13 protein-coding genes are annotated in these 12,626 nt (G+C 41.2%); 7 read left to right on the top strand and 6 right to left on the bottom strand.

Annotated features, from left to right (window positions below; translation table 11 throughout):
• Positions 1–236: 236 nt before the first annotated feature.
• Positions 237–1,397 (bottom strand): VanW family protein, encoded by a 1,161-nt coding sequence (locus tag DEAC_RS00085; RefSeq protein WP_047808018.1) that lies wholly within the window; start codon positions 1,395–1,397, stop codon positions 237–239.
• A gap of 371 nt (positions 1,398–1,768) precedes the next feature.
• Here DEAC_RS00085 and DEAC_RS00090 point away from each other — a divergent pair, with 371 nt between their 5' ends.
• From DEAC_RS00090 to DEAC_RS00100, 3 genes are all read left to right on the top strand, one after another.
• Positions 1,769–2,632: a cupredoxin domain-containing protein gene (locus tag DEAC_RS00090; protein WP_047808019.1), complete on the top strand. Its 864-nt coding sequence runs from the start codon at positions 1,769–1,771 to the stop codon at positions 2,630–2,632.
• Positions 2,633–2,860: 228 nt separating this feature from the next.
• Positions 2,861–3,553 (top strand): response regulator transcription factor, encoded by a 693-nt coding sequence (locus tag DEAC_RS00095; protein ID WP_047808020.1) that lies wholly within the window; start codon positions 2,861–2,863, stop codon positions 3,551–3,553.
• Between the two features lies 1 nt (position 3,554).
• Complete coding sequence (locus DEAC_RS00100) at positions 3,555–4,937, top strand: sensor histidine kinase (protein ID WP_047808021.1); 1,383 nt, start codon at positions 3,555–3,557, stop codon at positions 4,935–4,937.
• 204 nt (positions 4,938–5,141) lie between these two features.
• Here DEAC_RS00100 and DEAC_RS00105 read toward each other — a convergent pair whose 3' ends face one another.
• Together DEAC_RS00105 and DEAC_RS00110 are read right to left on the bottom strand one after the other, a co-directional pair.
• Positions 5,142–6,470, bottom strand: coding sequence for a DUF4179 domain-containing protein (locus tag DEAC_RS00105; protein ID WP_047808022.1), 1,329 nt, complete (start codon positions 6,468–6,470; stop codon positions 5,142–5,144).
• A complete protein-coding gene (locus tag DEAC_RS00110) occupies positions 6,457–6,984 on the bottom strand; it encodes an RNA polymerase sigma factor (RefSeq protein ID WP_047808023.1) in 528 nt (175 codons plus the stop codon). Before DEAC_RS00110 ends, DEAC_RS00105 begins: the two co-directional genes overlap by 14 nt.
• A gap of 343 nt (positions 6,985–7,327) precedes the next feature.
• Between DEAC_RS00110 and sigI the strand changes: the two genes are divergently transcribed.
• From sigI to DEAC_RS00125, 3 genes are all read left to right on the top strand, one after another.
• Positions 7,328–8,062: an RNA polymerase sigma-I factor gene (sigI, locus tag DEAC_RS00115; protein WP_047808024.1), complete on the top strand. Its 735-nt coding sequence runs from the start codon at positions 7,328–7,330 to the stop codon at positions 8,060–8,062.
• Positions 8,062–9,144 (top strand): anti-sigma factor domain-containing protein, encoded by a 1,083-nt coding sequence (locus DEAC_RS00120; RefSeq protein WP_047808025.1) that lies wholly within the window; start codon positions 8,062–8,064, stop codon positions 9,142–9,144. The genes sigI and DEAC_RS00120 overlap by 1 nt, the downstream gene beginning before the upstream one ends.
• Before the next feature lie 93 nt (positions 9,145–9,237).
• Positions 9,238–9,438, top strand: a complete 201-nt coding sequence (locus DEAC_RS00125; protein WP_047808026.1) for a hypothetical protein — start codon at positions 9,238–9,240, stop codon at positions 9,436–9,438.
• A 92-nt stretch (positions 9,439–9,530) separates the two neighbouring features.
• On the opposite strand, the gene DEAC_RS00130 is transcribed toward DEAC_RS00125, so the two are convergent.
• Both DEAC_RS00130 and DEAC_RS23780 read right to left on the bottom strand, forming a co-directional pair.
• Positions 9,531–9,941: a hypothetical protein gene (locus DEAC_RS00130; protein WP_047808027.1), complete on the bottom strand. Its 411-nt coding sequence runs from the start codon at positions 9,939–9,941 to the stop codon at positions 9,531–9,533.
• A 213-nt stretch (positions 9,942–10,154) separates the two neighbouring features.
• Positions 10,155–10,493: a hypothetical protein gene (locus DEAC_RS23780; protein WP_053006226.1), complete on the bottom strand. Its 339-nt coding sequence runs from the start codon at positions 10,491–10,493 to the stop codon at positions 10,155–10,157.
• Positions 10,494–10,794: 301 nt separating this feature from the next.
• Here DEAC_RS23780 and DEAC_RS00140 point away from each other — a divergent pair, with 301 nt between their 5' ends.
• On the top strand, positions 10,795–12,069 hold the full coding sequence (locus tag DEAC_RS00140) for an NRAMP family divalent metal transporter (RefSeq protein ID WP_053006227.1): 1,275 nt from the start codon (positions 10,795–10,797) through the stop codon (positions 12,067–12,069).
• A gap of 270 nt (positions 12,070–12,339) precedes the next feature.
• On the opposite strand, the gene DEAC_RS00145 is transcribed toward DEAC_RS00140, so the two are convergent.
• Positions 12,340–12,537, bottom strand: coding sequence for a CopZ family metallochaperone (locus tag DEAC_RS00145; protein ID WP_047808028.1), 198 nt, complete (start codon positions 12,535–12,537; stop codon positions 12,340–12,342).
• Between the last annotated feature and the right edge of the window lie 89 nt (positions 12,538–12,626).

The following is a 12,626-nucleotide window of genomic DNA, read 5'->3' on the forward strand; positions in this document are numbered from 1 at the left end:
TGCAAAATAACGCTGTTTCAAGCACTCTTTGCATAGCTTATTCTTAAAAATAGCTAAAATCATGTCTCCGGATGTCAGTTTATTTTCTTGCAGCCTAAGATCTGGGAATCAAAAAGCCAAGTCACTCAGCTACTCTTCATTTAAAATATGAAACCGTTTTCATATGGTTCGTTATCAATATACTGATTTTTGGCTGAATTGTCAATCAAATAATTTTACCAGCAGCTCAATTTCAGTCAAGATGATTGTTTCTTCTTGGCCTTTCCATAGAGCTTAAAGGTTAAAGAATGACCGTTGATATCACTTCGGATTAGAATGAAATCCCCTGAGTCATTTCTGAACTTGAAATCCAGATCCGGATAGGCAACCGTTGCATCCTGCCCTGGAGGAACATAGGCCACAGGCAGGCTATGACGCGACCGCTCAATAACAGTTACCGATGAGGATGCTAAACGAACTGCATTGTATAAAGTGCTGGAGACCTGACAGACTCCGCCGCCTAGACCCGGCACGAAGGAATTTCCTTCAATAATTATAGCTTCTTGATACCCAGCTTCAACAGTTCTGGGTCCTACAGTTTGGTTAAATGAAAACGTCTCTCCCGGTTTTAGAACCAAACCATCAATAGCTTTGGCTGCTAACTTAAGATTGATGGTCCGTTCTTTTTGATTTAAATCGAAGATGGTTGAGTATTCACTTATAAGATCATAGCTCTTTACTTTCTCCAAGTCCTCTTGGGTTAGACCTGGCTTTATGCTTTTAAATGGGATAGGAATATGTGCTGCATCCTCGATAGGAACCTTTTTTATGCTTGTTATTAGGTTCTCGATATCAACTTGTTTTCCAACCTTTTCGGCGACTATTTGCATTGAGTCATCAGGGTTAACGATAAAGTGGGCATTTTCTGCGGGCATATTCAAACTTGAGAGACGTTGAGTCAGGATGCCTGACAGGGTTTGATTATTCCACGTGTAGTCTGGTGTAAAAGTTATACCCCAACTCGCTTTAAATTTAGCTTCAGCTTTATTAAGGATATTCCCTTCTCTTCCGATAAGATAGGCCTGCTGCAGTGGCTCTTCATAAGAATATGTGAAACCAAGTTCTTTCATCGTAAATGAAAAGGTTTTCTCGCCGGCTGTGAGCTGAAGGGGATGTTCGTATAGTTTAGTTCTCTGTTGTTCCAGCTTGGACTGGGCATCTGCAAACGTTAATTGTCCCAAAGGAATTTCTAAGACAATACCCTTGGCAATCTGTCCCGTGTCCCTGGTATATAAAACGAGTGAAAGGCCTATCCCACCGATAATTACAAGAGCAATAATGGCAATAATTATGAGGGGGTGCCGTTTGGCCGAAATCAGAGGTTTTGACTCATCTGCGGAGCCGGAATCTTTATCCACGTTAAAATCTCCCTTCGCGCTTAGTAACGTTTAACTATATGCGGGAAGGAAGAAAAACTTCATTGATCTTCCGCTGGATATTGCTGGAGAAGACATACAATATTAAGTCTGAATTAAGTCTGAATTCTTGAGGGGCTGTTGCATAATGAATAAATGGATGATTCAAACCACTATTTATGCAGGGCTTTGTTTAATGAGGGACGCTTATGCATTTTGCAACGCAACAGCCTCTTTCGGGTTTTTAAAAAAAGCTTTAGAAATTCACAAGAAATTCACAACTCATTCATAACAAAATCGTATTGGATCCCTATACTTAAACCATAAAATTGCAGATCAATATTAGGTACTTTTAAGCACAGGAGGAACTAAGTATGAAAAAAACAAAATGGATTGTAGGTCTCTCAATCGCTAGCTTAATAGCTTTTTCTGGCTCAGTATATGCTGCTATGAACTCTAAATCCGTAATACCCCATTCCTCGGGGAATAACAGCAATTATTTACTTACTGTTTATAAAAATCCAACTAGCCAAACAGCCGCCAATACCAGTGCAAGTAATTTTGCAGATGATAATTCAAACACCAGCCCAGGATCCTACGGATTTCCTGGTGGGTATGGTATGATGGGCGGCTACTACAGCAATAGTTCCGGAAACAACGGTTCCGGGAACAATAGCTTCAGTAACGGCCAGACAGGTGGCTATTGCGGTGGCTCTGGATTCATGAATGGTTACGGATATGGAAATGGAAACGGGAACACATATAGTCAATCTTTAAAGGATGCGACTAGTGCGGCAAACGAAATGAACTCTTCTTTGACCAATGCCACCGTCGACAAAAATTCAAATACCATAACTTATACTGGCTCAGCAATAAAAATTGTAATGCTGGGCGGACCTGAGGAAGCAGACGGCAAATTTGTGATCGGTGGTTTAATAAATCCAACTCTAAAAATTCCTCAAGGCGCTAATGTAACGTTAGAAATCATCAATGAAGATAAGGGCATGCCCCATGGAGTTGAGTTAACAACCGCAGCTCCTCCCTATGCCTATATGCCAATGATGCAAGGAGCCACTTATCCCGGCAGCTTTATCCCACCAGTTCCGGAGTCGGCAAATAACCAGTATCCCTCTGCCCAAGTCTCATTCTCCGCAAGTCAAACCGGTGAGTTCTACTATATCTGCCAATACCCTGGGCATGCAGCCAAAGGAATGTTCGGCAAAATTGTTATTGGCTAAAATATTAAGACGGCTCCAGAGTCAAAAATCTCGCAAAAAAAGGACAAATTTCTTGATTGATTGCTGTTTCGTGAAAAACTATAGTCTTCAAAATCAAGGAGCGCACCCGTTTAAGACGAGTGCGTTCCTTATTAGGAAACTAGCCGAGTCTTTAATTGCTTGAGATTGTCCGAAAATGTCGTTTTCTTGTATAATAGCTATAAGCCTTGGGAATGGAGGAACTAATTTATGAGAATTTTGCTCGTTGATGATGAAAAGAAAATCACTTCAGTGCTAAAAGCCTACCTTCAACAAGAAGGCTTTCAAGTGAATACTGCCCTCAATGGTTTAATTGCACTAACCATGTTTAATGAAAACGCTTATGATCTTGTTATCCTGGATTTAATGCTTCCTGGCATGTCAGGAACAGAAATATGCCAAGAAATTCGGAAAACCTCCTCAGTACCGATCATTATGCTCACAGCCAAAGTGGAAGAAGAAGACCGCATTCAAGGTTTAAGTATCGGTGCCGATGATTACATTACCAAGCCCTTCAGCCCTCGTGAAGTCGTTGCCCGTGTACGGGCAGTCCTTCGGCGATCAAATAACGAGACCTCTCCTCTGGCGGATGTCATTACTTACGACAATGGTCTCACCATCGATAACATTCAGCATGAAATTCGACTTCATGATCAAGAAGTCTTTCTAACTCCCACCGAATTTAAAATCCTGGGCGCACTGGCCAAACATCCCGGACGAGTTTACTCCCGCGGCCAATTAGTGGAAATCGTTCAGGGCCACGACTTCGAGGGAGATGACCGGGTTATAGACGCCCATATTAAAAAAATCCGCCAGAAAATCGAAACAACACCAAGCGATCCTCAAATTATTATGACGGTTTACGGAGTTGGCTACAAATTCAACCCCAACGCCGGAGGATAAGATGAGAAAAAAATTATTTCTGTCCACCCTTATCATTACCCTTATTACCTTAACCTTCAGCATACTTGCTGTTGATCTGGTTTTTCACCAGCAATTCAGTAATTACTTAACGAAAACCAACGAAACGTTAATTGAACAATTACCATCACGTCTTAGCGCCGCCTATCAGAGCAAAGGGGCCTGGGATCCCGCTTCACTCCAAGACATAAGCCAATCACTCCCTGCAGGGACTATTGTGACCTTGACTGATCCCAGCGGCAAACAAATTACTACGCTAAGCAACATGATGGGCGGTATGATGAATGGTCAGGATGGAATGAGTATGGGGATGTCGATGTACTCGACTCCAGCCACAAGTTGGAAAACAAAAACTCTGACCGTTTCCGGGCCTCAAGGAATTCTGGCTACAGCCTCTGTTCGCTACCCCTCATCGGCACCGATTCTCAATCCCCAGGACGTCCAATTTCAGTCCTCAGTCTTTTACTCGTTACTGTTAGCTGGAAGTCTAGCCTTACTCTTTGGAATTATCCTCAGTTATTTTACCAGTCGTCATCTCGTTAAACCGTTGAAACGATTAACTCAAGCCGCCGATCACATCGGCAAAGGGCACTTAGATGAACGAGTAGATATTATGACCAACGATGAGGTCGGACAATTAGCCGTCGCATTCAACGTGATGGTTGACAATTTGAAACGCCAGGAAACTCTCCGCAAACAGTTCACAGCAGATATTGCCCATGAACTGCGCACACCTCTAACGTCTATCAAGAGCTATATTGAAGCATTCCAAGACAACGTTCTGCCTGCGGATGAAGAAAACCTTTCCTCCATTCATGAGGAAATTGATCGCCTTGTTGATCTATCCAGTGACTTAAAAGACCTAAATGTAGCTGAAATGGGAGCTTTGAAACCGATCTTCGAATCGGTAGACTTGAAACATCTTCTGGAAAAAGTTACCCATAGTCTCAATCCCTTAATTCAAGAGAAACAATTAACTCTCAATTGGAACCCTCCAGCCGAATCGGTCATTATGACGGGAGACGGGCGGCTCTTAACAAGGCTGTTTTATAATCTAATACACAATGCTTATCGCTATTCGAATGCCGACGGTGAAGTAACCGTCACGTTGAAACCAGAGCCCAATTTTTCAACAGTCAGTATCAAAAACACGGGCAGCGGCATTCCGAAAGAGGAACTTCCTTTTATCTTTGAGCGCTTTTACCGTACCGACAAATCCCGCGCCCGCGAAACTGGAGGAACGGGTATTGGTCTCGCACTAGTACGCCAAATCACTACCCTTCATCAAGGGACGATCCAGGTTCAAAGTGAAGTAGACAAGGAGACGGTATTTAGTATCCGGCTTCCAAGAAAAATCCAACAATGACCCGACTATTAAAAATGCCATCGTTAAGTAACAACTTCCCATGCTCGGATGAAAATAGATCAAGCTGCAAGGAACTGTTTTAGCCTCAGGGCCAGAACAGTTCCTTTTTAGTTCTTAAGATTGCTTCCATTTATCTATATTTACAGATAGCCTTTGTTTCTCAGCTGACTCACTTTAAATCACTCGAAATTAGTGCACTATAATCTACTTTAACGGAATATTAAGAACCTCATTATAGGTCTTGACATAAGTCATTCGCTGGACGTCGAGTTCAAGGTTTTGCCCTGTTCCTGGAAAATGAAGAGTTCGCGTATGAATAACCTTATCCGATTTTCCCTCCATAATTTTGTCATAACGATCATTCTGAGTATCATTCAGGCTCACCTGTTTCCCATCCATTAAAAGGTAGACTTTTGTCAAAACCACTCCATCCTCACTGCTCAGGGTAATATAGGTATCCCCTCCTGAGGTATAGACTTTCTTGATTTCGATGGTTTGCCCAAGAATGTTAAGGGCAGAATTATCCGAACCGATCTTGAGGTTAAAACTCTTATTCACCTGGTGATCCGCCCCTAAGCTGACAAGCTTTATCTCTAGTTTTTGGAGGTCCGTAGGCAGAGCATCATAATCTTCATTAAAAGTTATCCCGTGAAAGTTTGTGCCCATTCCTCCCCCTTGTATAGCAACTTCCTTATCGTTCGCATAGAGTCTTAAGTCAAAAGAATTCAAAGAGATATGCTTAAGGTGCTCTTCCCCGCTTAATTTTGCTTCTGCAAGCTCCAGAATATTCATCACTGACCCCTCAATTACGGTTTTAGTGGGTGATGCGAGAAGAGAATCGATGTGGATTTTATTTCCATCAACATTAAATGTTTCATTAATGTTCTTTTTCAGAGTATAACCCATAGCTGTATTGCGATTGAGGGTGAAAGTGATATTGCCCCTATCCGTCGTACCCTTATCTGTTATAGACACCGTTAATGTCAAGTTCTTTTCGAAGAACTTTGGCGGGGCAAAACTTGTTACGGATTTGATTTCGGTATTATCCGCACTAATTTGCCCAGTACTGTTATTCTCCATATACTCTCCAAACAAACCCTTAATAGTCATCATCGGCGTCATATCTCCATGCTCCAACTCTCCTGCCGGTGCTTTCAGGGTACTAAAGAGCAGAAGCTGATTGCTGTCCAGCATTACCCCGTCCAAAGTCAAGGTAAAACCATTCTTAAAGGTATAACTTTTCCCAATGCTCTGTCCTTTCCCTAACGTATTCAGTTGCTTTAAAGTCCCGTTCATAATCTGGTCATATCCCAGCAATTGCTTACCATAATACGCCAGAGCATCATAGTTATAAGCAATGAGAGAAAAAGCTACGAGAATCACAGCAATACTCACTTTCCATCTCTCTAGCGGACGCCGAGGGGCCCTTCGACTAGTCAGGGCGCTTCGCAGCCTTATTTCCAATTCATCGGGAACAGATAAACGTTCAACGTTTGCTTTCCCTTCTTCAAAAAGTTCCTCAAATTTGTTCAACCCACTCACCCCCAATGCTTCGCTGCAAGAGTCTAAGTCCGGTATGAATCCGTGATTTTACCGTTCCCAACGGGATATTCAGAATCTGGGCAATAGATTCATAATCCAGGTCCAAATAGAAGCGCAGTTTAAGTACCTCCCGCTGTCCTTCGCTTAATTTAGCCCAATGCTTCTTGAGCGAGATTTGCTCCTCCTTTTCAGAAAAAACATCTTGATAACTGCCTTCCGGAACCTTTTCCATAGCAATAACCTTTTTCTGCTTACGTAACATCTTGTGGCAGCAGTTAACTAAAATGGTCTTGCTCCAACTGTAAAAAGAGGCTTCGTTTTTTAGTCGCCTGATGTTCTCAAACAGAAGCACAATCATATCTTCCATTGCGTCCAGTGCATCCTCTTTGTTCCCCATATAAACATAAGCCAGCCTGTAGAATTCTTCTTTTTTCGCCATTACCAGTTGGACCAAAGCCTCTTGATCCCCCGCTTTTGCCCGTTTCAGCTGTTCTTCCAGATCCACCTTGTCACCTCACTCCGGTCTGTTCTGAAAGTAAGAGTATTAAGGATGGTAAAAAGTTCATTAGAATCACAGGAAATTTATACAAATACAATTTATACCTATTGAACTATAACCAAACGTAAATTATCCCAATTTCCTTGAATTGATTATAGTTTATCAAGGCGCCTTCTGCCTAGCATAACCGATGCTCAGTAGCCACCCCTGCATTAGTATGGTATTGGAAAATGTTTCTGATTATTAAGGAGTAGTTATCGAAACAATAGTAAAAAGGAAACTTTTTCGTCGAGGTACCCCCAAAATTACGGACCTTTACACGAACTATTTACTAAGTGGAGGGGTTAAAGTGCAAAGCGTATCGATTCAACAGATGTTAAAATTAGCCCAAAACGGAAATGAACTTGTGAGGGAAGAGCTTATTAGAACTCATAAACCTTTTATCATAAAAATCAGTTCAAGCGTTTGTAAGCGCTATCTTACTTGGGGGCATGACGATGAACTTAGCGTTGCTTTGGTGGCCTTTAATGAAGCCATAGACAAGTACAACCCTGATGAAAATGCAGCTTTCTATGGGTTTGCTAAAACAGTTATAACCCGCCGCCTAATTGATTACTTTCGCAAAGAATCTAAATATCAGCATTTATCACTTAATCCTACAGAATTTGACGATAACGAACCGTTCGATTATGACTCAGAAGTATCTTTTGAACGTTATAAGGAAAAGGAACAAAACAATGATTTCGCCCATACAGTCAAAGATTATATCCAAATCCTCGCTGACTATGGAATAACTATGGAAGATTTAGTTAAAGTTTCGCCAAAACATCGCGATAGCAAAGCGACTCTTTGCCGAGCAGCTCTTGCACTTTCTCAGCAACCTAATTTAATGCAATACCTTAAAAAGAATAAATGCTTGCCTCTTAAAGAGTTAGAACTTTTGACCGGTATAAAACGCAAGGTCTTAGAAAGAGGGAGAAAGTATTTGATTGCCACTGTTTTAATTCAAACCCATCCAGATTTAGGACCTTTAAAGAGTTTTACACAATTTGATTTTGTCAATCAAAGAGAGGGGTTAGCGTAATGAAAGAGGCTAGAGGTATCGTTATGAAGACCTCTAAAAAGAAGACGATCCTATATACTGAAGGTGGTGACTATCTGGAAATTCCAACCCCAAAGACACCTCCTATGCTGGGGCAAGTGATCGAAATGGATCTGCCTATCCATAAGGCTTCCGGGCAAAAATTTATTAAATTAGCTTCCATTGCTGCGGTGCTTCTTTTGGTCGTAGGTTTAGGGGTATTCAATATTGCTTCCAACGCAAATACTGCCGTAGCTGCCGTTGTGATGGATACTAATAATAGTAAGGAACTTTTAGTTAACCGCGATGCCAAGGTTCTCAAGGTCGTTGATTTGGCCCACGGAACTCAAGCTTCATCATCTGAAGTACAACTTCAAGGAAAAGATATTTATACTTCGGTAAACTTAATAATGGCTTCGGCGAATTCTCAGGGAGTATTCAAACAAGGTAAGAACCTGATCATGGCCAGTGTTATTCCCTTAGACAGCCGTCAATCGGATATTGTTAATCAGGTCAAGCTCCGAGACTCAATGGGACAATATATGCTTGCCAATAACATTTCCGGTGCCCTGATGGTAACCAAGACGGATGAAAACACTCAAAAAACTGCGCAAAGCCTCGGCATGAGTGTAAATCATTATCTGGTCTATAAACGTTTAAGGGATCAAGGATTCATGGTAAATCAGAGCAATTCAAGTTATAACGACACATCACATATGCTGGCCGAGTCAAGCACTACCCTTAATTCACTGTTCCCTCAAGAAAGTATGACAATCATGCCGCATAAGGGGACAAATCAAGAGGCACCCAACTCCATGGGGACCCCGATGACCGGCGAGAAAATGCCCTCAATGAGTTCACCAGAATCCGGTTCAGTTCATAATAAAAGCCAAGATCAAAATCGAAGTCCAATGAATGGAGATAACAATCAGAGTCCCCCAAATATGATGAATTCATCACCTTCTTCATCAAATCAAACAACGCCTGTCCAGCCTCACATGGGCACCGCTCCTTCAAACTCGATGCCAAAGTTAAACAGCTCGGGCAGTGCTGGCAGCTCCGGAAGCCATGGAATGATGCATTAAAACTTAACACAAGAGGCAGATGGATAACAAATATTTATTCTTTTTTATAAATAAACCATGTATTTAGTGGCTGATTGAAACCACTATTTATGCATGGTTTTGTTTTATGACAAGTTGTATTTTGTGAAATACGATGACCCGAACGCTAAGAGCATTACTCAAGAGTTTGAGATAAAGAAACACCCCGTGACAATCATCATCGACAAAAATAATCATCCTGTTTTAAGGATCAATGGATTTGATCAAAATAAGCCCAAACTAATTGAAGACGAGGTCACTGAAGTTCTTAAATAGTTCTTAAAAAGCAGAGGACATGGGCGTCCTTCGACAGTAGCCCTTGTCCTCTGCTTCATTTCAACTGAATGAAGTTATTGAACTAAAAATATCTAAAAATTCATCATGCTGCTTCCGGCGCTTGTCGTTGTCCCATTTCCGTTGGTCATCGTATTTCCGCCATACTGGTTCATAAATTGATTCATTTTATCAAGATTGTCCTGTCCAATTTGAGCTTTAACATTAGGATCCGAATTCATCATCCCTTCCATTGCCTGAACATCCCCGGTTTCCATGGCTTTTTGCATGGCACTTGAATTATGGAGATTTTGCATAGCCGGTGAATTCATGATCGCTTGGTGCTGGCTAGGGGTAAACGTTTGCTGCATGAAGTTTTGCATTTGACTATACCAGCTGCTGCCTTGTTGCTGATTTGTTCCAGCGAGTGCCGGTAAAGCCAAAAGACCTACTGCTAACGTTGCGGTGCCCACAATTGCAGTAATTTTTTTACCAAAGTTTCTCATTGATTATTCCCCCTAAATTATTATCTTGAATCTACATATTTATCTTCCATGTACTTAGTGTAACCTCTGCCTACGATTATCTCATGAAAAAGTTTTGAATTTCCCATCATTTTTTATTCTCCCTTTCGTTTTTATAATAGACTGAACCTGATATTTAGAATTTTAAGTAAGGCAGCTAATTGTTACCTCATCATTCCGTATCCACCATTTTCTCTAATATCCGCCCATCATACCGTAGCTGCCAGTTCCACCGTTTTCACCATATCCGCCCATCATACCGTAGCTGCCAGTTCTACCGTTTCCACTATACCCGCTCATCATGCCATAGCCATAGCCATAGCCATTACCATTATTACTGTCATTTGATCCATAGCCTCCGTATCCATTCATACCATAACCATATGGCATGCTCCATGCAGGCGTTTGGTTATTTGAAACTTGATTAACAACTCTTTGAGTCATTGTCCCAGCTAATGCCGGAATGGCAAAGAGCCCAATCGCTAGTACCGTTGTTCCGAAGAGCATGGAGATTTTTTTGTTTAGTTTTTGCATGATAATTCCTCCCTTAAATTTTTGTAAGCCTCTTGCTGATCCTTATTATGACATTACGTTTTGAATAAGCCATGAATTAAATATGAATAACCTATGAACGGAAAGGCTGAGTTTTATATACCAGTTAAAATAATTACTTAAATATCAAACAATTCCCATTGAATTAGTAGGATTTATATTGTAAAATATGAAACATATAAATGATAATTGTTATCATTATTTTTAGAGCTGCTTGCCTCTAAAGTACATAATCATGCTAAAGTTTCGTTTTAATAGTCTATAAAAGTTTGGAGGTAACTTAATGGCAGACGAACAAACTCTTAATATTGAAAAGATATCTCCCTCAAATTCTAGTGGCATTAAACGACTAGTACTGTTACTTGCCACCATAGGACCCGGTTTAACTGTCATGCTCGCAGATACTGACGCAGGTTCAATTATCACTGCCGCACAATCAGGAGCACAGTGGGGATATAAACTGCTGACTCTCCAGATACTTCTGATCCCTATTCTATATTTTGTACAAGAATTAACAATTCGAATAGGGATTACAACTCGACGTGGGCACGGTGAGCTAATCCAGGAAACCTTTGGAACAAAATGGGCTTGGGTATCCATTGGCACTCTCTTTCTAGCAGCGCTCGGCGCCTTAGTAACAGAATTCTCGGGGATTGCAGGTATAAGCGCTTTGTTTGGTGTACCACAATGGGTCACGGTTCCTTTCGTCGCCTTAATTTTAATTCTCATTTCCTCAACTGGAAACTATAAAGTTGTTGAGCGAATTGCCATATTGGTTGGTCTTTTTGAACTCGCATTTGTTCCGGCTGCCCTTTATGCAAAACCAAATTATTATTCAATGATGCACGCGATCGTTGGTAATCAGCCGCTTAATAACCATTCCTATTGGCTGCTGGTCGCCGCAAATGTTGGGGCAGTCATCATGCCCTGGATGATATTCTATCAACAAGGGGCTGTCGTCGACAAAGGCCTATCGTCAAAGGTCATTAAGTACAGTAGAATTGACACAGCAGTTGGGTCTGTCGTTACCCAAATTATTATGGGATGTGTTTTGATTTTAACTGCCTCTACCATAGGCCGGGTTAATCCCAATACACCACTTGAAAATGTTCAGCAGATTGCCGCTGCTTTGACGCCCTTTCTCGGTACCATAACAGGCAAAACACTCTTTGCTGTCGGTTTAACGGGAGCTGCCTTGATCGCCGCTATCGTCGTTTCTTTGGCAAGTTCTTGGGCATTCGGTGAAGTTTTAAAAGTTCCGTGCAGTTTAAATAATACATGGAAAGAAGCGCCTGCTTTTTATGGTTTCTATTGTGCTACGATAGTATTAGCTTCAATTATTACCCTTGTCGGCATCCCTCTGATATCACTCACAATTGCAATTGAAGTGATGAATACACTCCTCCTGCCAATTGTCATGGGGTTATTGCTGGCTCTGGGTTGGAGGGTTCTTCCCCATCCGTATCAGCTCCGCAGATGGGAAAAATGTATTCTTCTGTTTATCTACATCGTTGTTTGTTCTTTAGGACTTTATACACTTATTCAATTGTTTCTGTAGCCTGATTCCCTTCCCCTCGAAATCACTTCTACGCATTTAAACATTCTGTTAACACAAGAAAAGGTTATGGGCTGTACACTCATAGCCTTTTCTTGTGTTCTTTCACATCTGTGAAAGTTCGTATAACTCCGTTATCTTAAGGTAAAAGAGCATTTTTTGCCTATAAATTAGAACCTTAAAGAAAACCCTCCCATTTTATTGAGAGGGTTTTTGCAAAATTATTAAACATGAATATAATCAAAGTTTGTATTGCTTATATCCCAAGATTTCTTATTGAGCGCTATATCCGGCATCAGTAACCGCTTTGATCAGATCTTCGCGATTAGCATTACCAACGACAATAGCTTCCCCTTTTTCAAGGTCAACACTTGCCTTTTCGACACCACTTACTCCGCTGAGTGCTTTTTCCACATGCATTTTGCAATGATTGCAAGTCATTCCTTGAACTTTTAACGTAGTTTCGCTCATCTTATTTACCTCCAATTAATTGTTTTATAATTATCTCCAGGCAGATTGGATTTACCCAGAGAAATTTAGCAGTAATTTAAACCGCAATA

The sequence above is a fragment of the Desulfosporosinus acididurans genome (assembly GCF_001029285.1).
Classification (GTDB): Bacteria; Bacillota; Desulfitobacteriia; order Desulfitobacteriales; family Desulfitobacteriaceae; genus Desulfosporosinus; species Desulfosporosinus acididurans.